This window comes from Rossellomorea sp. GAMAL-10_SWC (assembly GCF_049568075.1).
Classification (GTDB): domain Bacteria; phylum Bacillota; class Bacilli; order Bacillales; family Bacillaceae_G; genus Gottfriedia.
The window spans coordinates 3,356,283-3,380,648 of record NZ_CP144911.1 but is presented as its reverse complement, the minus strand read 5'-3'; the positions used below and the strand labels follow the sequence as shown (position 1 = coordinate 3,380,648).

24 protein-coding genes, 2 pseudogenes and 1 other annotated feature are annotated in these 24,366 nt (G+C 33.0%); of the genes and pseudogenes, 17 read left to right on the top strand and 9 right to left on the bottom strand.

What is annotated here, in order from left to right; translation table 11 throughout:
- The first annotated feature begins 133 nt into the window (after positions 1–133).
- The 3 genes and pseudogenes from V5E38_RS16750 (at position 134) to V5E38_RS16740 (ending at position 1,991) form a co-directional block, all read left to right on the top strand.
- Positions 134–508: a DoxX family protein gene (locus V5E38_RS16750; protein WP_499210828.1), complete on the top strand. Its 375-nt coding sequence runs from the start codon at positions 134–136 to the stop codon at positions 506–508.
- Between the two features lie 97 nt (positions 509–605).
- Positions 606–1,003: pseudogene (locus V5E38_RS16745) on the top strand (FAD-dependent oxidoreductase).
- 169 nt (positions 1,004–1,172) lie between these two features.
- Entirely contained in the window at positions 1,173–1,991 is an 819-nt protein-coding gene (locus V5E38_RS16740) for a DUF2935 domain-containing protein (protein WP_499210827.1), read from the top strand.
- A 129-nt stretch (positions 1,992–2,120) separates the two neighbouring features.
- Here the strand turns inward: V5E38_RS16740 and V5E38_RS16735 are convergent, their stop codons facing one another.
- Positions 2,121–2,594 (bottom strand): pentapeptide repeat-containing protein, encoded by a 474-nt coding sequence (locus V5E38_RS16735; RefSeq protein ID WP_499210826.1) that lies wholly within the window; start codon positions 2,592–2,594, stop codon positions 2,121–2,123.
- Between the two features lie 199 nt (positions 2,595–2,793).
- Positions 2,794–3,067, top strand: a binding site (T-box leader).
- Positions 3,068–3,119: 52 nt separating this feature from the next.
- On the opposite strand from V5E38_RS16735, the gene metG reads away from it, so the two are divergent.
- The gene (gene metG / locus V5E38_RS16730; protein ID WP_499210825.1) at positions 3,120–4,757 is read left to right on the top strand and encodes a methionine--tRNA ligase; all 1,638 of its coding nucleotides are present in this window, start codon (positions 3,120–3,122) and stop codon (positions 4,755–4,757) included.
- 75 nt (positions 4,758–4,832) lie between these two features.
- Here metG and V5E38_RS16725 read toward each other — a convergent pair whose 3' ends face one another.
- Positions 4,833–5,306: a hypothetical protein gene (locus V5E38_RS16725; RefSeq protein WP_499210824.1), complete on the bottom strand. Its 474-nt coding sequence runs from the start codon at positions 5,304–5,306 to the stop codon at positions 4,833–4,835.
- A 232-nt stretch (positions 5,307–5,538) separates the two neighbouring features.
- Between V5E38_RS16725 and V5E38_RS16720 the strand changes: the two genes are divergently transcribed.
- From V5E38_RS16720 to V5E38_RS16705, 4 genes are all read left to right on the top strand, one after another.
- The gene (locus V5E38_RS16720) at positions 5,539–6,429 is read left to right on the top strand and encodes a PhzF family phenazine biosynthesis protein (RefSeq protein WP_499210823.1); all 891 of its coding nucleotides are present in this window, start codon (positions 5,539–5,541) and stop codon (positions 6,427–6,429) included.
- An 18-nt stretch (positions 6,430–6,447) separates the two neighbouring features.
- The gene (locus tag V5E38_RS16715; RefSeq protein WP_499210822.1) at positions 6,448–7,422 is read left to right on the top strand and encodes an HD domain-containing protein; all 975 of its coding nucleotides are present in this window, start codon (positions 6,448–6,450) and stop codon (positions 7,420–7,422) included.
- 57 nt (positions 7,423–7,479) lie between these two features.
- Complete coding sequence (locus tag V5E38_RS16710; protein ID WP_499210821.1) at positions 7,480–8,154, top strand: GNAT family N-acetyltransferase; 675 nt, start codon at positions 7,480–7,482, stop codon at positions 8,152–8,154.
- 153 nt (positions 8,155–8,307) lie between these two features.
- Entirely contained in the window at positions 8,308–9,636 is a 1,329-nt protein-coding gene (locus tag V5E38_RS16705; RefSeq protein WP_499210820.1) for a Na+/H+ antiporter NhaC family protein, read from the top strand.
- A 60-nt stretch (positions 9,637–9,696) separates the two neighbouring features.
- Here the strand turns inward: V5E38_RS16705 and V5E38_RS16700 are convergent, their stop codons facing one another.
- Complete coding sequence (locus V5E38_RS16700) at positions 9,697–9,984, bottom strand: hypothetical protein (protein WP_499210819.1); 288 nt, start codon at positions 9,982–9,984, stop codon at positions 9,697–9,699.
- A gap of 320 nt (positions 9,985–10,304) precedes the next feature.
- Between V5E38_RS16700 and V5E38_RS16695 the strand changes: the two genes are divergently transcribed.
- A complete protein-coding gene (locus V5E38_RS16695) occupies positions 10,305–10,565 on the top strand; it encodes a DUF1292 domain-containing protein (RefSeq protein WP_049819710.1) in 261 nt (86 codons plus the stop codon).
- 215 nt (positions 10,566–10,780) lie between these two features.
- Positions 10,781–11,989: a dicarboxylate/amino acid:cation symporter gene (locus V5E38_RS16690; protein ID WP_499210818.1), complete on the top strand. Its 1,209-nt coding sequence runs from the start codon at positions 10,781–10,783 to the stop codon at positions 11,987–11,989.
- Positions 11,990–12,051: 62 nt separating this feature from the next.
- On the opposite strand, the pseudogene V5E38_RS16685 reads toward V5E38_RS16690, so the two are convergent.
- Together V5E38_RS16685 and V5E38_RS16680 are read right to left on the bottom strand one after the other, a co-directional pair.
- Positions 12,052–12,168: pseudogene (locus tag V5E38_RS16685) on the bottom strand (SDR family oxidoreductase); the annotation flags it as partial.
- A 46-nt stretch (positions 12,169–12,214) separates the two neighbouring features.
- Entirely contained in the window at positions 12,215–13,330 is a 1,116-nt protein-coding gene (locus V5E38_RS16680) for an aminopeptidase (protein ID WP_499210817.1), read from the bottom strand.
- 199 nt (positions 13,331–13,529) lie between these two features.
- On the opposite strand from V5E38_RS16680, the gene V5E38_RS16675 reads away from it, so the two are divergent.
- The gene (locus V5E38_RS16675) at positions 13,530–14,027 is read left to right on the top strand and encodes a DUF948 domain-containing protein (protein WP_387327966.1); all 498 of its coding nucleotides are present in this window, start codon (positions 13,530–13,532) and stop codon (positions 14,025–14,027) included.
- A complete protein-coding gene (ytxJ, locus tag V5E38_RS16670; RefSeq protein ID WP_499210816.1) occupies positions 13,993–14,322 on the top strand; it encodes a thioredoxin family protein in 330 nt (109 codons plus the stop codon). The genes V5E38_RS16675 and ytxJ overlap by 35 nt, the downstream gene beginning before the upstream one ends.
- 210 nt (positions 14,323–14,532) lie before the next feature.
- Here ytxJ and V5E38_RS16665 read toward each other — a convergent pair whose 3' ends face one another.
- Positions 14,533–14,922 (bottom strand): rhodanese-like domain-containing protein, encoded by a 390-nt coding sequence (locus V5E38_RS16665; RefSeq protein WP_025671366.1) that lies wholly within the window; start codon positions 14,920–14,922, stop codon positions 14,533–14,535.
- Positions 14,923–15,154: 232 nt separating this feature from the next.
- Here V5E38_RS16665 and V5E38_RS16660 point away from each other — a divergent pair, with 232 nt between their 5' ends.
- The 4 genes from V5E38_RS16660 (at position 15,155) to ccpA (ending at position 19,483) form a co-directional block, all read left to right on the top strand.
- A complete protein-coding gene (locus tag V5E38_RS16660; protein WP_499210815.1) occupies positions 15,155–16,105 on the top strand; it encodes an acetamidase/formamidase family protein in 951 nt (316 codons plus the stop codon).
- A gap of 32 nt (positions 16,106–16,137) precedes the next feature.
- On the top strand, positions 16,138–16,971 hold the full coding sequence (locus V5E38_RS16655) for an alpha/beta fold hydrolase (RefSeq protein ID WP_499210814.1): 834 nt from the start codon (positions 16,138–16,140) through the stop codon (positions 16,969–16,971).
- Between the two features lie 183 nt (positions 16,972–17,154).
- Positions 17,155–18,225 (top strand): bifunctional 3-deoxy-7-phosphoheptulonate synthase/chorismate mutase, encoded by a 1,071-nt coding sequence (locus V5E38_RS16650; RefSeq protein WP_499210813.1) that lies wholly within the window; start codon positions 17,155–17,157, stop codon positions 18,223–18,225.
- Positions 18,226–18,484: 259 nt separating this feature from the next.
- A complete protein-coding gene (gene ccpA / locus V5E38_RS16645; protein ID WP_335447419.1) occupies positions 18,485–19,483 on the top strand; it encodes a catabolite control protein A in 999 nt (332 codons plus the stop codon).
- A 474-nt stretch (positions 19,484–19,957) separates the two neighbouring features.
- Here the strand turns inward: ccpA and V5E38_RS16640 are convergent, their stop codons facing one another.
- From V5E38_RS16640 to V5E38_RS16630, 3 genes are read right to left on the bottom strand one after another with little or no spacing between them, the layout of a single operon-like run.
- The gene (locus V5E38_RS16640; protein WP_499213592.1) at positions 19,958–21,130 is read right to left on the bottom strand and encodes an acetoin utilization protein AcuC; all 1,173 of its coding nucleotides are present in this window, start codon (positions 21,128–21,130) and stop codon (positions 19,958–19,960) included.
- Positions 21,130–21,771: an acetoin utilization AcuB family protein gene (locus V5E38_RS16635; RefSeq protein WP_499210812.1), complete on the bottom strand. Its 642-nt coding sequence runs from the start codon at positions 21,769–21,771 to the stop codon at positions 21,130–21,132. Before V5E38_RS16635 ends, V5E38_RS16640 begins: the two co-directional genes overlap by 1 nt.
- Before the next feature lie 35 nt (positions 21,772–21,806).
- Positions 21,807–22,439, bottom strand: a complete 633-nt coding sequence (locus V5E38_RS16630; protein ID WP_335447423.1) for a GNAT family N-acetyltransferase — start codon at positions 22,437–22,439, stop codon at positions 21,807–21,809.
- Positions 22,440–22,618: 179 nt separating this feature from the next.
- Here V5E38_RS16630 and acsA point away from each other — a divergent pair, with 179 nt between their 5' ends.
- Positions 22,619–24,337, top strand: a complete 1,719-nt coding sequence (gene acsA / locus V5E38_RS16625; RefSeq protein ID WP_499210811.1) for an acetate--CoA ligase — start codon at positions 22,619–22,621, stop codon at positions 24,335–24,337.
- The last annotated feature ends 29 nt before the right edge of the window (positions 24,338–24,366 follow it).

Sequence of the window (24,366 nt, the reverse complement as noted above, 5' to 3'; positions counted from 1 at the left end):
CCTTAGTTGAAATCAACAAGACATGACTTATTTAATAAAACATTCTAATCAAAATTTTAGATTGAATAGTTACTTTTGTAGTAATATGTGCTTTTTTCAATTGCATATATATTAGTAAAGGGGTGATAAAAAAATGGATATTTTATCAATTATCTTGCAAATTTTATTAGCTCTTATGTTTTTAATTGCTGGTTTAGGTAAAGTTTTTGGTTCAAAAACGAGTGTTGAAAGTTTTAATCACTTGAAATTAGCACAATGGTTCAGAGTAATTACTGGATTAGTAGAATTGGTTGGTGCTGTTTCACTCATTATTGGATTTTGGGAAGAAAGTTGGGTTCCAGCGGGTGGTTTATTATTAGGAGTTGTGGCAATCGGTGGAATAATATCACATATCCGTGTTAAGGATTCGTTTAAACAAACTTTTACAATATTATTATTAGGTATTATTGCGTTTGTACTTTTATGGATTAATTATTCCAATCTCTCAAGTTTCCCGGGATTTAATTAATTTGCAATCAATATATTCAGGGATTAATAAGGCGACGACAGAATAATAATGACAGTACTTAAATCAATCTTATATGTAAAAAGGAGCGATTTTAATAATGTATGATATCGTAATTATCGGCGCCGGACCGGCGGGAGCAAGTGCTGCTTTATTTGCAGCAAAAGCTGGTAAAAAAACTCTAGTTTTAGACAACTACAAGCCGAAACAGCAACTTATGAAGCTAATCAAGTGATTTTAGCTACAGGCTTAAGTGTGGATTTAGCTGAAAATGTGGGACTAAAAACAAAAGCTGGAACAGAACCTCGCATAAAGACCGTACTTGATGTAGATTCGACTGGTAAAACAAATATAGAAGGAGTATGGGCAGCGGGAACTGTTGCAGGAACAAGTGTTCATACGATTATTACAGCAGGTGATGGAGCAAAAGTTTCGATTAATGTTATTAGTCAATTAGATGGGAAACGATATGTTGATCACGATGTTTTGAAATCATAATCTATAAATAAGTTAGCATTACTTCAATTGAAGTAATGCTTTTTTTATAAACTAATATTAAATTTTAGTAGACGAATAGCTAATCTACTTAATAAAGATGTATCTGTAATAATTCATATTTTCATCAATATATTAGAAAGTGAAATGAATTATGTTAGGAGGGGTCCGATTGTCGGATGTATTTATAGCACGTTCTTTAGATGAGATTCAGTTTTGGTCAAGGATCATGAAGGAGCATTCACTCTTTCTTAAATTAGGCTTTAATTGTGATGATACTGAGTTAATTCAAGAAGCAGATCAATTTTATCAAGTTTTTGAAGCAATAGGAAATAAAGCCCAATCATTTTCGCTTCAAACGGATCCTCAGCAAATTAAACAGTTTAATAATGAGGTTCATCAAGCAGCTTCCATGATTTGGGCCTATAAGCGGAAAATCCTTAACTTACTCCTTACTTGTAAAATAACGGGCAATAACTTTCCATTATTAGTTGACCATACAAGTAGAGAAGCAGCCTATTTTGCAAATCGCTTGACTGAATTAAATAATGGTCAACTCCAACCACTACCCGCTGCAATTATCCAGGAAAATGTTTTCTTTTTAAGAATTATGGCAGACCATGCAAAATTTATCGGACATTTATTAGATCCATCAGAAAGAAAACTAGTAGATCAAGCGAGGGAATTTAGCCATGATTTTGATCAACTTCTATACCAAGCCGTAGATTTAGAATCAATGAGGCCACAATCGGAAACAGTTCCGATTCTTGACCAATTCCTTGATGAAAACCGTGTATCGGTAAAATCACTTAGAGATTTTAAGAAAACAGCTCGCGACCTAATAGAAGCTTGTAGAATTAAAAGTATCATTCACCCACTGCTTGCAGATCATGTATTTAGAGAAGCAGATCGATTTTTGCATATAATTGACGCCTTCGAAGCACAGTTAACAGGGAATGGAAACAGAAATATTGTACTGGACGACCATTAAGAACAACGCAAGTTACCATAGACACGAAAAAAGAATCTGATTATAGATTCTTTTTTTATTGCGCGTTGAAATGGGTAGCATAAGTAGAAAAGGGTTTAAATAATTGATAACATACTTTTTATGTAGAAATTATTTCCTCTCACTATAACTCTTTAACAAATCTTCAACTAAAATGCCATTAATTTTCAATCCTGATAAATTACAATTATTAATTTCGACATGGCTTAAATCACAGTCCGTGAACTGACTATTTGTTAAATTGCAATTCTCAAATTTAATAGAATTAGCGTGATCGTCAAGATTTAGATCATCCGGAATGACAATATTGCGGAAGCTTGTTCCAGCTAAATGAACATGATCAATTATTAAGTCTCTTAAATTACCATTTGTTATTTTTGTATTAGACAAATTAACATCTGAAATTCGAGTTCCGAATAAATTTACGTCATTTAATTCCAGATTTCTCATGTTTGCATTTGTAAATTTCGAATTTGCCAAGCTTACATTATTAAAGTCTAAATTATCAGCTCTTACTTCATTAAAAGTTGAAAAAGACATATCTGTTTTTTGTAACTCAAATAATGCAGTCTTCCAATTTGACATTACATCTCCTCCTAAAGCTTTGATAATTGAATATATTTAACTTAGTTCCGGAGAATCCCTTCACTCTTATTCATTTTTAATTTCGACAAATAGTTGAATCAACTTTTATTTTGTAATTCATACTATATAAAAATCTATAATCGTTTTTAAATAGTTTGACTTTTCAATATCTTTTTTATAAAATCTTTTTAACATTTGAATAAAAGCAATGAAGAGGAAAAGTAGAATAATGTTATTTTTTACAGAGAGCTTCGGTAGCTGAAAAGAAGCATGAATACTTATTTGAACAATGGCCTCGGAGCTTCGTACTGAACGTATATTTCATATTAGTAGGCTACGACAAGAGTTGGCACTTGTTACCAAAGTCACAGTATATAAGCATTTTTATGCTTTTAGTACTTGCAAAGACAAATGTATGCAAATACTTTGTGAACTAAGGTGGTACCACGTGGATATTAAACCTCGTCCTTATCTTTTATAGATAGGGGCGAGGTTTTTTGCATTTATAAATTAGGAGGAATTGGAATGGATATTTTTATTGGAGGAGCTTGGCCTTATGCAAATGGTTCATTACATTTGGGGCATATTGCAGCTTTACTGCCAGGTGATATTCTAGCTCGATATTTTCGTTTGAAAAAAGCGAATGTATTATACGTTTCAGGAAGTGACTGTAATGGGACACCTATTGCTATTAAAGCAAAACAAGAAAATGTAACTTATAAAGAAATTGCAGATCGTTACCACCTTGAATTCGAGGATAACTTTAAGAAATTAGGATTTACCTATGATTTTTATACAAGGACAGACGCACAGCATCATCATCATACTGTACAAGAAATTTTCTTAACTTTATTACAAAATGGGTTAATTTATAAAAAAGAAATTGAACAATGTTATTGTGAAGAATTTGAACAATTTTTACCAGATCGTTATGTAGAAGGAAATTGTCCAAATTGTGGTCAACATGCGCGTGGAGATCAGTGTGATTATTGCTCTGCTATTTTAGATCCTTTAGATTTATTAAATAAAACATGTAAGTTATGTGGAAATCCTCCATCCGTAAAAAACACAGAGCACTTTTATTTTTCATTAAGCAAGTTACAAGATGAGCTAAAGGAATATGTTGATTTTGCTAAAATGAGTGGATGCTGGCGTTCGAATGCGATCCAATTAACAGAACGATATTTAAATGAAGGGCTTCATGACAGAGCAGTAACAAGGGATTTGCCAAATGGAGTAAGTGTACCAGTAAAAGGGTATGAAAAGAAGAAAATATATGTGTGGATCGAAGCAGTGTCTGGTTATTATTCGGCAAGTAAACAATGGGCACTTAGCATGAATCAAGATGACACCAGCTTTTGGAAAAAAGAAACAATTTCATATTATATTCATGGTAAAGACAATATACCGTTTCATTCAATTATTTGGCCATCTATTTTAATTGGTTTAAAAAAAGAGGCTCTTCCAACTCATATTGTTTCAAATGAGTATTTGACGCTTGAGAAGAAAAAACTGTCCACTAGTAAAAACTGGGCTGTATGGGTACCATATTTAATCGAAAAATATCATCCAGATTCAATCCGATATTTTTTAACAATAAATGCTCCAGAAAATAGGGATACTGATTTTTCTTGGAGGGAATTTATTTATAGTCATAATAGTGAGCTATTAGGCGCATATGGGAATTTTGTAAACCGCACATTAAAGTTTCTTGAAAAGTACTATAATGGTGAAGTCCCAGAAGGGGAAATTGAACAATCAATTAGATTTGATATTAAAGGGCTTTATAAGTCTGTTGGTTCACAGTTTGAATCGGCTAATTTCAAAAAGGCCGTGGAGGAAGTATTTGAATTTATCCGATCTGCAAATAAATATTTTGATGAAGCAGCGCCTTGGAAACAAGTTAAGGAGAATTTGAGCGAATGTCATAACACGATGGTGAGTTGTGTCTATGCTATTGCCAACCTGGCGCAAATCTTACATCCAATCCTACCTTTTTCGAGTAATGAAATAAAAGAAATGCTAAATTTACCAAACTTTGAATGGAAGGAAATTTCTCCGTTTTTAGTAAAAATTAACGAAGTAAATCCTCTTTTTGAAAGAATTGATGTAGGTAGAATAGAGGAAGAATTAGAACAGTTAACTAACCAATCGAAAATTTAATAAAAGAAAGCATTAATAATCAGTGTGATCATTAATGCTTTTTTTTTGAAAAACATAAAATAATTGCTAAAGATTTTAATATAGAACGCTTATAAATTCAAAGGTTGTAAAGATAAAAGATCCAAAAATAATGGTTGCTCCTGTTGAAGTGAAATATTCATCAGGATCGATAATTACAGATGTTGTATGCCATCCATCAATATCAGGTGTTGCTTCACCAGTTGTACGTGGGGCAAATTTAATATAAAGCATGAGTAATAGAGCGAATAGACCGACAAACGGTGCAGTAGATGAAAATGGCATATTAAAATAAAGTGCAATTAAAAATGATATAAAATATAAAACTATTATTGATATACTTAATTTTAAGAATTGTTTAAGCCAGTAATTGCGTCGATTGATTGGTTGGTCGCGTAATACTTCTTTCATTTTCTGTGCATCCTTGTATCGGAAATATAATCCGACTGGCCATGCAATTAAGAAGCAGATTAAGGTAAAGGCCAAGCATAGTAAAAGTTTTCCTCCGAAAGCTGTTATGAATAATGACATATTTTCCTCCAAAATTTTAATGATAATTATTATTTTATCAAACTTTCAAATTAAAAATATTGGAAAAATGTAAAATCATATAGAAAATGTAATCGTTTTATTTAACCTGTTTAATAATGTATATTGTAAAATGATTGAATATAAGCACTATTCTAGCAATCTCATAACATTGTTATTAATTTTAATTTATATTAGAGAATAGATTTACCTAAAAACAAAATGAGGTGAGAAAATGAAAAATATTACTGTTTACCATTACGATGCTTTTAGTAAAGAACCCAATAAAGGAAATCCAGCTGGAGTCGTTTTAGATTGCGATTCTTTGACTGATTATGAAATGCAGGATATTGCGAAACAAGTGGGATTTAATGAAACTTCATTTCTATTAAATTCGAAGGTTGCTGATCATAAAATTCGTTATTTTACACCAGGACATGAAATGGATTTATGTGGTCACGGGACAATGGCAGTAATATATGCTTTGGTAACTAGAGGGGGAATTGAGTTTAAAAATGAGTTAACAATTGAAACAAAGGCTGGGATTTTACCAATCAAAATTCATAATTCAAATAATGAGATCTACATAACGATGAAACAAAAAACACCAGAATTTGTAGGGTTTAAAGGCTCGATTGATGATGTAGCGTCCGCAATTGGTCTTAGTGTAGAAGAAATCGATAAAAGTCTACCAACTCTTTATGGAAGTACAGGTGCCTGGAATTTACTTTTACCGATAAAAAAAATATCTTCATTTGAGAAGATGAAACCTAATAATCTACTTTTTCCTAGTATTTTGAAGGAAATTCCAAAAGCGTCCGTTCATCCATTTTGCTTAGAAACATACGATTCAAATGCAGATTTTCATGCGCGCCATTTTTCCTCTGCATTTTCTGGAACGATTGAAGATCCGGTTACAGGTACTGCCTCTGGGATTTTAGGAGCTTATTATGCTAAGTATATTAATAATGATGTTAATGATGCAATTGAATTAGTTGTTGAGCAAGGAACTGAAATTCAAAAAGACGGGCGTGTAAGAGTAAATGTAAAAAGAGTAAATTCGTCATTTGACATAGAAATTACTGGAAATGCTGTATATGTTAAGGAGATGGAATTTCAAATATAAAATGAAAAGGAGTACAGTATGTTTTTGAGCGATAAGCTGTATGGACAATACAATATTGATCAAGTTCTTGTTGAATTAATCGAAACAAAACCAATTCAACGGTTAAAAAGAATTCATCAGACTGGTGCTACCTTTTTAGTGGATCAGCATTTTAATGGTACCCGATATGACCATTCTATTGGCGTTATGTTGTTAATAAAAAGGTTAGGGGGTTCGGTCAAGGAACAAATAGCTGGTTTATTACATGATGTTTCCCACACGGCATTTTCTCATGTTATTGATTTTGTTTTTGATAATAGGGAAGAAAATTACCATGAAACAATCTTTGAAAAAGTAATTTTAGATTCAGAGATCCCTTCTATACTTGAAAAATATCATATCGATATGAAAGAAATCTTTGATATAGATAAGTGGGAAATACTTGAAAAAGAGCTTCCGAAGCTATGTGCAGATCGAATAGATTATACATTAAGAGATATGCATACATATTTTGGAACACCTAAAAAAGAAATTGAAGCATTTTTAAATTCATTAGTTATTGTAAATGGAGAAATCTGTGTTAACTCTATAGAAATAGCGGAGTGGTTTACAGTGATTTATTATAAACTTACTATTGATTATTTTTTAGGTCCGATCGGCATTTATTCATATGATTCACTTGCAAAGATTATTAAACTGGCATTACAAAAAGATATTATTAAGTTAAACGATTTATTATTGGACGATATGCAGTTAATGACATTAATTCAAGAAAGCAATGATCAAGAAATACAAGAGTTAGTAAACAGTTTATATGCAAAAGTTGTGCTCGAAGAAAATGATCAAGATTATGATATTCATCGAAAAGCTAAAAGAAGGATTATCGATGTGCCTGTATCATTAGACGGAAAAACTGTCCAACAATCATCTCTTTTATCAGACAATATAGCTAAAATAAATAAGATCGCAATAGAAAAGTCTGAAAAAGGAACATTTGTAAAAATTAAAAGATAGAGTAAAAAGAAATTTGAAGTATGTAAATTAACTAGTTTGAAGCCAGGGGGAGTCTTTTTGAAATCAGAGCTAGAACTTATGGAAATGCATATTAACGTATTATTTAAATACGATGAAGTTGGAAAAATAACACAAATAAATGAACAACCATATACAAAAGCACCACGGTTCTATATTGGAAGCACCAAAATGGGGAATGTGAAAAGGTTTTTAGATAGTCTTAAAAATGAAGAACTAATTGAATTAGAGAAGGCCTTAGACACGAACTATAGTATACCTATAGTAAATATCATGCAGATTTTAAGTAAAACTCATCAGATAGACAGTTTATGGATGGGGCCGGCATATGTATTTCAAACAGTTGGTAAAGCATCATCGAAAGCAATAAAAATTACCCAGGCAAATAAACAATTTTTATTACCAAACTTTCCTTATACATATGAGGAGCTAGAATTTAAAGAACCATGTTATGCAATTATTGAAAATGACATAGCTGTGTCGATTTGCTGTAGTGCCAGACAATCAGCTGAAGCTGCTGAAGCAAGCGTATATACGCTCGAGGATTTTCGTGGAAAAGAGTATGGATTAATTGTTTCAAATGCTTGGGCTGCGGACATCCAACACCAAGGACGAACTGCTTTTTACAGTACATCTTGGGATAATTATGCATCGCAGGCAATCGCACGAAAATTAAAATTAGTTCAATATGGAACGGATTTACATTTTAGTTAAAAGCATTAGTATTTTAGTGCAAAAGCATTACTTCTTGAAGTAGTGCTTTTTAATTGAAATATAAGTGTATTATTAATTGAAAGCTAATATAATTATGAATGATATTTAATCAATTTAATGTAATAAAACTGTTTGAAAGAAGGGGAAGAAGTGTTGGAGAACCAATTTTCAGTTAAACAGGCAAGTTTCCTAATATTAGTAACTTTGACTGGAATTATTAGTTCCGTCATATTACATATCTCTCTCGTATTTGGAATTTTACCAGGATTAATTTTTTTAATCGTATTAAGTTTAAAAAGAGGATATGAAGTTAGAAATATTATGAAGTTAAGCTATCAAGGGATGGGAAAAGTTAAAATTGTTCTCTTTATCTTATTTTTAATTAGCTTTTTACTTCCATCTTGGTATTTATCAGGAACGATAACATCGATGGTTTCGATTACTTTGCAGGCAATAAATCCACATCATTTTTTTGTGTTTTGTTTTCTAACGACGATGATTTTTTCAATGATTTTGGGTTCGTCGATTGGAACATTAAGTGCCTTAGGAGTTCCTCTTATTAGTAGTGCCATATTACTACATATACCTGTGGAAATATCGGCTGGAGCGGTTATTTCGGGTGCATTTGTTGGTGATCGAACGTCACCTTTTTCAAGCGCACATCAACTTTTAGCTAATATTCTTGAAACAACTGTCAAAAAACAAGGTAAAGCGATGCTTTTTACATCCATTACTGCTGTAATCGTAACAATCATATTTTTTAGCGTAATGGATTTACAGTTTGCGCAAGGAATTACCCAGACACAACATGAAATCGTGAGCAATAAGGATTTTTCATTCATTCAATTTATTCCACCGATTTTATTAGTTGTACTTGTTTTATTTCGAATCAATATTATTTACTCGTATGTCATTAGTATTTTATCTGGAAGTTTAATAGCTTTGTTTAATGGAATTTCTTTTAGTAAAATTGTGAATTCTTTTTGGCATGGAATTAATGGACTTGGCGGAGGGCTAAGTCATATGTATAGCTTGTTATTGTTTATTGCTGTAGCAGGAATTTATAATGCGTTATTGGAGGAGCTTAATATCATTCAGCCGATGTTAGATAAATGGCTTCAAACTTCAACTTCAATGCTATCCGATTCTTTGAAAACAATTGGTGCAACAGCAGTTATATGCGTAATAGCCGGTAACCAAACGATGCCTATTATTTTAACAGGGCGATCTTTTTTAGCGCATTGGTCAAATAAATATAACAAAGAAGAATTGGCTCGGTTAATGGCGGATACAACTTTATTATTTCCAGCAATGATCCCTTGGAATGTTCTTGCAATCATGAGTAGTACAGTCATTAATATGAAGTTACATGAGTATTTACCTTATGCAATATTCTTATGGCTTCTTCCGTGCATAACGATTTTCATCAATGTATTTAAAAAAGTTAAGACTTACGAAACGAAGTATGAGGTCAGTTCTTAATGCAAGGGTAAAAACATAGAAAAATAGATAAATAGCTAATATGCTATTTATCTATTTTTTTCATACAGCACTAGCAGACTGTATTTCCTTTAATTGTCTAACAGTTATACTGTATTTTGTTCGTATAGCTTCTAATTCCATAATAGCAACATCAATGTATTCGGGATCGGCATAAATAAAATTAATTTCTTTTAGCTCTAAAAGTTTTTGTAAGCTTCTTAACTCATTATGTAAAAGTTGTGATGGCGTTTCATCAATTATTTGGTTTTTAGTAAAACGTTGAAAGAATGATTTAAAATTGACAGTTTTTCTTCTAGATTGTTCTTGACCCATTATTAATTTTGACATACAGTAATCCTCCCTAAATATAGAAAATATCTACTATTTGAAGACATAGGCTTGTCCAACTTAATAAACTTGAAAGAAACTTAAGAATTGGTTGTTCTAAATCTTATTACAGCGTTGGTAAAAATATTCATGTAAATTTTAAAAAAATAAATTTTTTACTAAAATTGATTCTCACAAAAAAGATGGTTTAAAAATAGAACGATTTAGAAAAGCTTTAAGTGTATTTACAATTTAACGTTTTGCATCATTCTGTTACACTAAAGGAACATAAAGGTTTTTCTTTATGCAAAATTAATTTGAAATAAGTGAGGTTAAGATTTATGGAAAAGATTGAAGTAGGCGAAATTCTTACACTTAGCTATGATGAAGGAGACGAGCAAGATTACGAAGTACTAGGCTCAATTACAATTGAAGGTCATGAATACATAGCAGTAGGTTTACTAGAAGAAGTAGAAAAAGAAAGTGAAGAGGATATTGACGTTTTCTTCTTAAGAGTCGAAGAAGATGGCGAGTTTTATGATATTGAAACAGAAGAAGAGTTTGAAAAAGTTTCAGCTGCTTTTGATGAAGTCTTAAGATAATAAGATTAAAAAAAAGTAGGATTAAAGCATTGGAATACGGGCAAAAGTATAGGTAGTATTTCGTAATTTCAATAAAGGTAGAACACTTGTAGATCATACAAAGTGTTCTTTTTTGTATGTTTATGTAGAAATATGTAGGTTTAATTGAAAAATTGGAGTACAAACTATTAAATTTTCGGTATACTACAAATAGCAATTATATTAGGAGGAAGCTTATGCAATTTTCATTTAGAAATTACGCTTTCCCTTTGATTTTACTTGGTTGTATCATCATAGGTTCAGTCATCGGTTATACTCATGAAAGCGTAGGAGTTGCCCTTAAGCCAATAGGGGATTTATTTTTAAATTTATTATTCGTAGTAGTTGTACCACTTGTATTTTTCTCTGTAGCTTCAAGTTTTGCAAATGGCGGAGGAGAAAAATTCGGTAAGATTATGCGAAATATGTCAGGGGTATTTTTATTTACAGGTATTATTGCAGCGATCATAATGCTTGTTGTTATGAAAGTTTACCCACCTGCACATGGGGTTCATATCCCAATTGTTAAGCCAGATGCAACTGATAAAGTATCAGTAGCGGAGCAAATTGTAAATACATTTACGGTGAATGATTTCTCAGGTTTGTTTACTAGAAGCAATATGTTAGCAATTATCGTTTTTGCTGTACTAGTTGGTTTAGCAACGAATAAAGCTGGCGATAAAGCAGACATTGTTAAAAAATTATTATCAAGTGGTAATGTAGTGATCATGAATATGGTTAACTATATTATGTATCTTGCACCTGTTGGACTTGGAGCTTATTTTGCTTATCTTGTTCCGACATATGGTAAAGAATTAATAGGTTCATATGAGCGAGTTTTTGTTTTATATTATGTAACTGCTATTCTATTTTATTTTATCGTTTATAGTATTATTGCTTATATGGCTGGTGGTAGTTACGGATTTAGAATTTATTGGAAAAATGTATTACCTTCAACGTTAACATCTCTAGGAACTTGTAGTAGTGCAGCAACGATTCCAACAAATTTTGAATCAGCTGAAAAAATGGGCGTATCTAAAAATATTAGAGAGACTGTTATTCCTTTAGCTAGTGCATTACATAAAGATGGATCTGTTATGGGTGGAGTCGTAAAAATTGCTTTTGCATTTGGTGTATTTGGAATGAATTTCTCTGGTTTGAATATTTATCTTGTAACAATCGGTATTGCATTACTAGTTGGTATGGTAATGGGAGCAATTCCAAATGGTGGAATGATTGGGGAAATGTTAATTCTTTCTCTGTTTGGGTTACCAGTAGAATCTTTACCAATTCTTGCAGCAATTAGTACGTTAATTGATCCGCCTGCAACAATGTTAAATGCAACAGGTGATTTATCTGTAAGTATGTTAGTTGAGAGGTTGACTAACGGGAAAAAGGCTGCATAAAAACGAAGACTGGGAATCTCCCAGTCTTTTATTTTTGTATTAGAATTGTTGTCTCTTAATTTTTAAGTTTCAGTCATTATACCTCCATTTACATGAAGTACTTGGCTTGTTACAAAAGAGGAATCGTCAGAAGCAAGATATATATAGGTTGAGGCAAGTTCGAATGGTTGACCGGGACGTAGAAAAAAGAACACATAGCCAAGTATGTGTTCTTTATACTAAAAATTATTTTAAGTTTTCAGGGTTTAATCCTTTTAATTCTTCGATTACGAAAAGACCATCTTTACGGATTAAAACGTCATCGAAATAGATTTCTCCTCCACCGTATTCAGGGCGTTGGATACAAACCATATCCCAGTGGATATTTGAGTTGTTACCGTTGTAAGCTTCGTCATAAGCTTGACCTGGTGTAAAGTGGAAGCTTCCATCGATTTTTTCATCGAATAAGATGTCTCCCATTGGATGTAAGATGTATGGATTTACACCAATTGCGAATTCACCGATAAAACGTGCACCTTCATCTGTATCAAAGATTTTGTTGATACGCTCAGTGTCGTTAGCAGTTGCTTCAACAATTTTACCATCTTTGAATTTAAGTTGAACATTTTCAAATGTAAAACCATTGTTAGGAGATGGTGTGTTATATGAAAGTGTACCATTTACTGAATCACGAACTGGTGCTGTAAATACTTCACCATCAGGAATATTCATTTCACCAGCACATTTAATAGCTGGGATATCTTTAATTGAGAATGTTAGATCAGTTCCAGGACTTTTAATTTGAACTTTATCTGTACGGTTCATTAATTCAACAAGAGCATCCATTGCTTTGTCCATTTTACCGTAATCTAAGTTGCATACATTAAAATAGAAATCTTCAAATGCTTCAGTGCTCATTTTTGCTGATTGAGCCATTGAATCAGTTGGGTAACGTAGTACAACCCATTTAGTTTTTGGAACACGAATTGCTCTATGTACTTTTTGGCCAACAGTTTTACCATGGATTTTAGTTTTTTCGTCTGGTACATCAGAAAGTTCATTAATATTAACACCTGAACGTAAACCGATATAAGCATCCATATCTTTCATTACATTTGCTTCGTATTCTGCTACTTTATTAAAGTGTTCTTCAGTAGCACCCATTAATAATGCGCGATCTACTTTATGATCTTTGATTGATACGAAAGGAAAACCACCAGCAGCATATGCTTCTTTAACTAAAGCTGTAACTAATTCAGTTTCTAGCTTAAAGTTTTCAATTAAGATTTTTTCTCCTGGTTGTAATTTTACTGAGTAATTGATTAAGTTTTTAGCTAATTTTGAAATACGTGGATCTTTCATTGAAAATTCCCTCCAATAATTATAACTATATACCTATTGTAAACTATTTAGTCAGTTTTGTTTACTAAAGTATTCTTTTTTTACTAAAGAATTTGATAACTTGTTTTACGACTAGTTTAGTGTTTGGTAAAATTTGTAGTATAATACGAAATAAGTGATTAAATTTGTGGAAGGCTATGAAGGAAAGGGGTTTTTTCGAATGGATTTAATTTCTATTAGTGCATTAATCGCAGCAGTTGCATTTGTGATCTTAGTTGTATTTATTAGTCGTACTTTATTCCGACTAGAAAGGGTATTTAGAGGTGTAGAGTCTACTATTGCTGAAACACAAAAAGATTTACATAATGTTTGTGTTGAAGCCGTTCAATTAGTACATACTTCGAATCATTTAGCAAATGAGGCTAAAATTTTTGTGAATAATTCGAATGAACTTACGAAAGATATGCGTGAACGAGCAAAATCCCTTGATGTATTAGCTAAATCAGTCGAAGAAGTCGGAGTTACAATCTCAGAAATGAATGAAAAAGTACGAGATACTGCTAATAATGTATCGAATACTGTAAAAGTTAGTACTGAGAAAATGTCCCAAGTAGTAAATTGGGGAAATACAGCAATGGATTTATGGGAAAAGTACAAAACGAAGCGTGAGGGAAAAAAGAAAAATGGTAAATCGAATATCAACGATTCAACAGTTTGATGAACTAATTAACAACGATGAGAAATTTGTGTTTTTAAAGCATAGTACAACATGCCCAATTAGTCATGCAGCTTATACTGAATTTTTAGCATTTGCATCTTCATATGAGAATGTCCCACTGTATTTTTTACAAGTTCAAGATGACAGAGAATTGTCTAACTATATTGCTGAGAAAACAGCAATCAAACATGAATCTCCTCAATTATTTATTTTTGAAAATGGAGAAGCAGTTTATAATACTTCTCATTTTTCAATTAAGAAAGATGAAATTGAAAATGCTTTACTAAAAAAATAAAAAAACTGCACCTTAAATCGTAACTTAAGGTGCAGTTTTTTTATGTTGTTTGAAAAATACACAAAAAATTTGATACTCAGACTAATTGAAACCGTTTGCCTTTCGAGGCGCGAAGCCTGGTGAGGAGCGGAGTTACTTTTGTCAGTAATGAGCATCGCTTTAGCAGGTGAAGCAACGAAGAATGCGAGCGTTTGGTGGGCAGTCTGAGTTTTATTCTACGTCAAAGCCAGCAGCTTTCCACGCAGCAGTACCACCATCGATATATGCAACATCAGTGAATCCCATTTTTTTAAGTAAATATGCTCCTAAAGATGCTTGGCCACCTGCACCACATGTAACAAGAACAGGGCGATTTCGATCTGCTAATTTCGGCTCACGTAAATGTTCTGGTAACTCTAAATCAGCACGGATTGGTAGCATTCCAAGTGAGATATTCAAACTGCTTGGTATTAATCCGCATGCACCTGCATCGGCTGCGTCTTGAACATCAATTACTAATGTTTCAGGATTAGCATTAATTTTTTCACGAGCATCTGCTGAACTGATTCCTTGTACATTGTCACGTGCCTCTGCAACCATTTGTTTAAAAGTAATTGCCATTATTACTCCTCCAGTATAATGAATTTAGAAATCCCTAAATTTGGAAATCTCATCTATACAATACACCGAAAGTCTTATCCAATTCAAATTGATGGAGGAAATCCTAGGATTTATAGGAAAAAAGTAATAAAAATTTGAAAATAAAACAAGGGAAATGAAGTTACGTGCAGAAATTATTTATAGTTAAATTATTTTTACATACTAAAATCGAGCGTTGAAAGAAGGAGTAAATATGCCAGAAACATATAAATTTAAAACTACAGATCAGCATTTGCACGCATCTTTTAATAATGAATATGAACCAATTCAAATCATTCGTTCTGGTGATTCGATTGAATTTGATACGATTGATATTGGGTGGGGTTATTCGAGTAAAAATGGAGAAAGAGTAAGATTCGAGTCAAAGGAGAATGAGGAAGAATGGGGACATCCTATGATTGGTCCAATTTTTGTAGAAGGTGCTAAACCGGGGATGACACTTGAAATTAAAATAAACGAATTAAAAGCTGGCTGGTACGGCTGGAATTGTGCGGGTGGTAAAAAGAATTGGCAAAATAACGCATTAGGTATTTCTGAAGAATTAGAAGTAACTTTAAATTGGCTAATCAATGAAGAAAACAATACAGCAATGACTAAATTCAGAAATAAGGAAGTTTCGGTACCATTAGTACCATTTTTAGGAGTCCTAGGTACAGCGCCTTCTGAATCAGGTGTACATTCGACTATACCACCGAGATATTGTGGTGGAAATATCGACTGTAAAGAGTTGGTTGAAGGTAGTACATTGTATTTACCTATAGCCGTAGAAGGAGCGCTTTTTTCTGCAGGTGATGGACACGCTGCACAAGGAGATGGGGAAGTATCTGGTCAAGCGATCGAATCTCCATTTGATAAAGTGAATCTAACTCTTACAGTAAAAGAGGACATGCAGATTAAAATGCCACGAGCTAACACACCAGCAGGGTGGCTTACTTTTGGCTTTGATGAAGACTTAAATATAGCAACTAAAACTGCATTAAATGGCATGGTCGAGTTAATTCAAGAGCTATATGCTATTGAAAAAACAGAAGCGGTTGCTTTAGCTAGTGTTTGTGTTGATTTGAGAATAACTCAAATTGTTAACCATGTTAAGGGTGTCCATGCTGTTTTACCTCATAATATTAATATCACTTCAATTTATTAAAATGATAGATTTGAAAATTGGAGGTTAATAAAATGCCTTTTTGTACTTTAAATAATATTGACATAAACTATGAAATAATGGGAGAAGGAAAACCAATCGTTATGATACATGGGTTTACTCCAGACTCTAGGTTAATGCAAGGTTGCATGGAACCGATTTTTACAGAGAAAAGCGGTTATAAAAGGATTTACTTTGACCTTCCAGGTATGGGGAAAACAAAGGGTGGAACAAACATTAATACGACAGATGATATGCTGAACATCGTCTTAAAATTTATTGATACAATCATACCGGGTCAATCATTTTTATTAGCCGGAGAATCTTACGGGGGATATTTAGCAAGAGGAATAATTGCTAATAGACCTGAAAAAGTCAAAGGTGCTGCATTTATTTGTCCAATGATTATTCCACAATTTGAGAAAAGATCGTTACCAAGCCATACCATAATAGTTGAAGATAAAACTTTTTTAAATCAATTAAATGAACTTGAAGAAACTGATTTTCGTTCAAATAATGTAATTTTAGATGAGAAAACTTGGGTTCGCTATAAAAATGAAATTGTTAGCGGATGTTCAATCGCTGATCAGGAATTTTTATCTAAAATAAGGAATAACTACGGATTTTCTTTTGAAATAGATAAAATTAAATTCAATGAACCTAGTGTATTTTTATTGGGATTACAAGACTCGGTCGTTGGATATAAAGACGCATTTACTATTCTTGAAAATTATCCAAGAGCATCATTTGCAATTTTAGATAAAGCTGGCCATAATCTTCAAATCGAACAAGAGAAACTATTCAACTCACTGATCAATGAATGGTTAGACAGAGTAATAGAAGTAGAAGAAGGACGCAGTATTACTTAAGATTAAAAAGAAGAGTTACTTTGATAACTCTTCTTTTTATTTAATCTCGCAACAATTCCCAACGAGAATACAAAATATTCACTAAAAAAACATTTTTTTAAAATAATGCTCATGTTTTGATTAGCTTTCAATTAAGTGTCATAATAACAAATGAGATATTGGTATTTGCAAGGAGGATTTAATTTGACTAAAAATGATTTAGAACAACTTAGAATTGAAATAGACGAGATTAATCATCAAATATTTGAGTTATTAAATAAAAGAGGCGAAATCGCAAAGAAAATTGGTATAGCAAAAATTGATCAAGGCGTTAAACGTTATGATCCAGTTAGGGAACGTAAGATGCTAGATCATATTGCCGAAATCAATGAAGGTCCTTTTAGTACGGCTACCCTCCAACATATTTTTAAAGAAATTTTTAAAAGTAGCTTAGAGCTTCAAGAAGAAGACGATAAAAAAGTTCTTCTAGTTTCAAGAAAAAGAAAATCAGAAAATACAATCGTAAATGTAAATGGTGTTAATATTGGTGATGGAAGCCCAATTATTATCGCAGGCCCATGTGCTGTTGAGAGCTATGAACAAGTTGATTCTGTAGCGAAAGTTTTAAAGGAACAAGGAATAAAAATTATGCGTGGCGGTGCATTTAAACCACGTACTTCGCCTTATGACTTCCAAGGTCTAGGTGAAGAGGGTTTAAAGATTTTAAAAGAAGTTGGCCAAAACCATGGGTTGGCAATTATTAGTGAAATAGTAAGCCCAGAACATATTGAAATGGCATTAGATTATGTTGATATCATTCAAATCGGCGCAAGAAATATGCAGAACTTTGAATTACTAAAAGCAGTAGGTTCTGTAAATAAACCAATTTTATTAAAAAGAGGTTTATCAGCGACAATCGAAGAATTCATTTATGCAGCTGAATACATCATGTCAGAAGGCAATCAAGAAATTATTTTATGTGAACGTGGCATAAGAACTTATGAAAAAGCTACGAGAAATACATTAGATATAACAGCTGTTCCAATTTTAAAACAAGAAACACATTTACCAGTTTTAGTAGATGTTACTCATTCGACAGGTAGAAGAGACTTACTAATACCTGCAGCAAAAGCGGGACTAGCAATTGGAGCTGATGGTATTATGGCAGAGGTTCATCCAGATCCTGCTACTGCTTTAAGTGACTCATCTCAGCAAATGAATTTTGATCAATTTGACCAATTTATGTCTGAAGTTAATTCTTTCATAAATCGATAATCAACATAAAAGCGCTGGCTGAACAAAATCAGTCGGCGCTTTTTGAATAATTTGTGAACGTTTGTTTTAAATTAGCAATATATAGTGATAAACTACGAATAATTTACATTTTTTTCTAATAGGTGTATTGAACGAATATTCGTTTCACTATAAGATAGAATGAAGCACTATTTTTGTGGAATATTACGTTTTATGACTATTTTACCTAAATAAAAAACAAACTACATAATAGATAGAATAAAATAGAGGAGTGATGAATATGACGGTTACGATTTATGATGTAGCACGTGAGGCAAACGTTTCCATGGCTACAGTTTCACGAGTAGTTAATGGTAATCCAAATGTTAAACCTACTACACGAAAAAAAGTAAACGAAGCGATCAGCCGTTTAGGATATAGACCTAATGCAGTAGCAAGAGGACTAGCAAGTAAAAAAACAACTACAGTTGGTGTAATTATTCCAGACATATCAAATACTTTTTATGCAGAACTAGCACGTGGTATTGAAGATATTGCAACAATGTATAAATACAATATTATCTTAAGTAACTCAGATGAGAATGTTGAGAAAGAAATTACATTAATAAATAATATGTTAGCAAAGCAAGTTGATGGAATTTTATTTATTGGTGGAACAATTACGGATATTCATCAAGAAGAGTACGAAAAGGCTGGCGTTCCAATCGTATTAGCGACTACATATGATGAAGCTAATAAAATCCCTTCAGTAAATATCGACTATGCTCAGGCGGCATTTGATGCAGTAGATTATTTAATTAAAAAAGGTCACCAAAAGGTAGCATTCGTAAACGGACCTACTGAAACGAATATTATCGGATTAAGTAAGTTAGAAGGATATAAACGTGCTTTACAAGAAAATGGAATCGAATTCGATGAAGAGTTAGTAACTTATGGTGATAATACGTATGAATCAGGCAGTGAAGCTTTTGAAGCTTTCCATGAGCGTAATATTATTCCGAGCGCGATTTTCGTAGCATCTGATGAAATGGCAATTGGTGTAATACACAGTGCCCAAGACCACGGAATATTAGTGCCGAATAACCTTGAAGTTTTTGGATTTGATAATACAAGGTTGGCATTAATGGTGCGTCCAAAATTATCATCTGTTGCTCAACCGATGTATGATATTGGTGCAGTTGCAATGAGATTATTAACGAAGTATATGAATAAAGAGACAGTGGAAGATCATACAGTCATTCTTCCGCATCATCTTCAAATTAGACAATCAACAAAGTAAATAATGAAAGTAGCTTAGAATTTTAGTGATTCTAGGCTTTTTTGTTTTTATGCGGAGTAAATGGAGTCCACAATAAGTAGAATGTTGAAATTAAAATGAAAGTGAATATGAAATAAGGCTGCAAATAATGTTTAAATAAGTGCATATAAAAGTAGAACTGCAAATAAAATCCGAGAATCGCAATTAAAAATAGCAAAACGGCAATTAAAAACCAAGAACCGCAAATAAAAATAGTAAAACAGCAAATTAAACTTTGTAAACTGCAAAAAAATCAAAAGAATACATATACCCGTAATCGTATTTCACATCTCTATTAACAAGTTAATAGATAGTTTTTAGAATTAAACTAGCAAAGCTGCGCTGAATCTACTTAAAATCGAGCCGTAAATAAATCACAGTCTACTAATTCATAACCAAAAAACTACCAAAATTAAAAAACGCCGTCGAGATACTCTCTCAGGCGGCGCGTAGTATTTAAATAAAAGGTTTCTTTTGTTGAATGTGCAATGGCTCAAGTGCACGGTATAAGACTTGTTCGTTGTATTCCTCTATTTCCCTTTTCCTTGGAATAGGCTTTACGATTGATGGATTGTCTGTCCAAGTTTCAGGTAACTTAACATTAGCAATTTTCTGCCATTTTTCTAACCAGCTATCCGGTATTAGGTTTGAAGTTGGTTGTTGATTTGTCATAGCTAGCCATACTTGTGACCAAGCTCTTGGTACAACTCTCCAGTAATCGTATCCTCCTCCGGCAACAGCAATCCATTTGCCATCGCAATATTTGTGAGCGATTTCGTGTGCAATTTTTGGGATTTCCTCGAATGTTTTCATTGTCGTACAAAGATGAGTTAATGGATCGTAACAATGCGAATCAGAGCCATTTTGGGTAAGGATTACATCTGGTTTGAAGTATTGAGCTATATCGTTTATTGCTTTTTTATAGCTTAATAGAAATGATTCGTCCTCGGTGAATGCATCAATTGGAATGTTAAATGAGTATCCGAAGCCTTTGCCTTGCCCTCTTTCGGTTACCGCACCTGTACCTGGAAATAGATATCTACCAGTTTCATGGATTGAGAGTGTGCAAACAGTCGGGTCATCATAAAATGCCCACTGAACTCCGTCTCCATGGTGTGCATCCGTATCTACATATAACACCTTTATACCGTATTTTTGTTGAATATATTTTATGGCGATTGCGCAGTCATTATAAACACAAAAACCAGACGCTTTTCGTTTAAAACCGTGATGTAGTCCACCACCTAAATTAAAAGCATGATTGGATTTTCCTTCTAGAACGGCATCTACTGCTGTTAAAGTGCCGCCAACAATTAAAGAACTGGCCTCGTGCATATTTTTAAAAATGGGTGTATCTTCAGTTCCAAGTCCAAATTGTTCAGCGATATTTGCACTAACTGGTTCTCGGCTTGCTTTTTTAACTTGTTCGATAAATTGTAAATCATGAAAAAGGAGCAGTTCGTCATCAGTTGCTAATCTTGGTGGAATAATATCAGCATCATTTAATAGATTACTAGATGTTAATAGATCATAAACCAATTGAGAGCGAATCGGATTAAATGGATGTTTTTCGTTGAATTGATAGGCATGGTATTTTTCGCTATATACTAAGTATGCATCCTTTTTCATCATGATTCACTCGCTTCATTTGGCCAAAGAATTTTATATCCTTCAGTTTTTAAAGTTTGAATAATCGAAAGTGGATTCATCGTTTGAATTCTAAATACAAGAACCTTATGATCCACTTCTTTTGCAGGGTAAACAAGGACACTTACAATATTAATGTTTTCTTTTGAAAATACGTTAACAACGTCACTTAAAATGCCTGGATGATCATGGACTAATATTTCTATTTGAGAGCTAGGTTGATATGCACCTGTTAACGTTACTAGAGTGTGTAATACATCAATTTCGGTCACAATTCCTATTAACTTTCCGCTAGATACGACAGGTAAACAGCCTATTTTATATTGATAGAAATAAGTTGCTACTTCTTCAACAAAGTCAATTGGACTGCAAGTAATGACATTAGTCGTCATAATTTTTTCAACAGGAACCTCAAGTACAGATGAAAATGCTTGTGGAAAAAGTGTTGAAGGTAAAGCATCGCGTACATCTCGATCAGAAATGATTCCAACAACTTGATTATCTTCATTAACGATTGGAATATGACGTACATCACCTGTTCGAAAAATGGTTACTGCATCACCGATTGTATTTTCTTTTTTTAAAGTAATGTTTGAACTGCGCATAATATCTTGAATAAGCATTATTTTGAATCCTACCTTTCGAGATTAAAGTTCAATTAGTACATATATCTTTGTAAAAAGCGTAGTGCGTCAAATGCTTGAATTTCTTCAGTTGTTACTCGTTTTCCCATTCTTACCATTAAACAGTTTGCTGGATGGGAACAGATTTCAGGATCATCAGTTGCAAATTGAATGAGTCCACCGGCATTCATCATTTTTTCCATCATTTTTCGATATTCCCATACATTTAAACCAGTACCTTTTAAATCCCAATGCCAATAATACTCTGTTGTGATGATGATATAGTCTTCCATTGCATCATCTAGCATTGAGAGAATTAACATATTTTTAGCAACTGAAAAACCGCGGAATTCAGGTATTACCTCAATTGCTCCAAGCTCGATTAAATTTTCTAGAGTTGTTTTTGACCATCTCTCAAGTGGGTCTGGATATAAATAAGTTACGTAACCTACTATTGTTTGATTAAGTCTAGCAATAATAATTCTAGCTTCAGGTAAACTAGCGATTTCAACAATTGCTTTATGTTGCTGTGCTGGTTGTCTAAAAGATGTTAAATTTTCATGAAAATGATATGTTTCAAGTAAGGCAGATTCGACCGGTCCCTCTATAATTAATTCACCATGCACAGTTTGGATTGTTTTTGAAAAATATTTTTTTGGGTGATCCAATATTTCTCACTCCCTTTAGAAAACACCTTTTAATAATCATACTAAAAAATGCAGGAAAGACATACAGGAAAAAAAACAGTATGTGTCTAATACATATAAATGGGTAATTTATTAAAAATACTGAAAATTAAATCTTATCATTGTATAATGATAGTAGAGAATATCAAGGAGGGATTTATATGAAGGTGGAAGCGCTTCCTGTAAAAAACGGACAATTTAATTTAAAAAACTATGATGAAACTTATAAAAATTTTAAGTGGGAAGATGTAGAAAAAGAGTTTTCTTGGTATACAACACAAAAGTATAATATGGCTTTTGAAGCGATCGATCGTCATGCAAATTCTGATCGAAAAGATAAAATTGCTTTGTATTACAAAGATGATAAGCGAAATGAAAAATATACGTTTGAAGAAATGAAAAATAATTCAAATAAGGCTTCAAATGTTTTAAAACAATTCGGTGACGTTGAAAAAGGTGATCGAGTATTTATTTTCATGCCTCGTCAACCAGAATTGTATTTTGCACTTTTAGGGGCTTTAAAATTAGGTGCTATTGTTGGACCTTTATTCGAGGCATTTATGGAAGGCGCTGTTAAGGATCGTTTAGAGGATAGTGAGGCAAAGGTGTTAGTCACAACACCAGAATTATTATCACGTGTTCCAGTTAATGATCTACCTGCGTTAAAAACAATCTTCCTTATCGGTGATGACGTTGAGGAAGGCGGTAAATTTGTAGATTTTAAAGCTCGTTTTAAAGAAGCGAAATCAGATTTTGAGCTTACATGGTTAAATCGTCATGATGGTTTAATTTTACATTATACTTCAGGGTCAACTGGAAAACCAAAAGGTGTACTTCACGTTCAACAAGCGATGATTCAACACTATCAAACTGGTAAATGGGTGACGGATCTTCAAAACGATGATGTATATTGGTGTACAGCAGATCCAGGTTGGGTAACTGGAACTTCATACGGTATTTTTGGACCTTGGTTAAATGGTGCTTCTAACGTGATATTAGGAGGGCGTTTCAGTCCAGATGCTTGGTATGAAACAATTCAAGAATTCGGCGTAACGGTTTGGTATAGTGCTCCGACAGCGTTCCGTATGCTTATGGGTTCAGGGGAAGACATTATTAAGAAGTATGATTTAAGTTCACTTCGACATATTTTAAGTGTTGGTGAGCCTTTAAATCCAGAGGTAGTCCGTTGGGGAGCAAAAGTATTTAATTTACGAATCCATGATAATTGGTGGATGACGGAAACTGGAGCTTCATTAATTTGTAACTATCCATGTATGCCAATTCGCCCAGGTTCAATGGGTAAACCATTCCCTGGAATCGAGGCAGCAATTGTTGATAATAACGGTAATGAAGTTGCTCCATATACGATGGGAAATCTAGCAATTAAAAAGGGTTGGCCATCGATGATGAACACAATTTGGAATAATGAACCAAAATTTCAATCATATTTCTTAAATGATGAGTGGTATGTTTCAGGTGATTCAGCTTATATGGATGAGGATGGATATTTCTGGTTCCAAGGTCGAGTAGACGATGTAATTATGACTTCTGGTGAGAGAGTAGGTCCATTTGAAGTAGAAAGTAAGCTTGTCGAGCATCCTGCGATTGCAGAAGCTGGTGTAATTGGTATACCAGATCCTGTAAGAGGTGAGATTATTAAAGCATTTGTTGCGTTAAGAGATGGTTATGTTGCTTCAGATGAATTGAAAGAAGAAATCCGTAACTTTGTAAAACTAGGACTAGCAGCTCATGCAGCACCTAGACAAATTGAATTCCGTGATAAATTACCAAAAACTCGAAGCGGAAAAATTATGCGAAGAGTATTAAAAGCATGGGAGTTAGACCTTCCAACTGGTGATTTATCAACGATGGAAGATTAATAACAAAAAAACCATTGGGAAAAAATCCA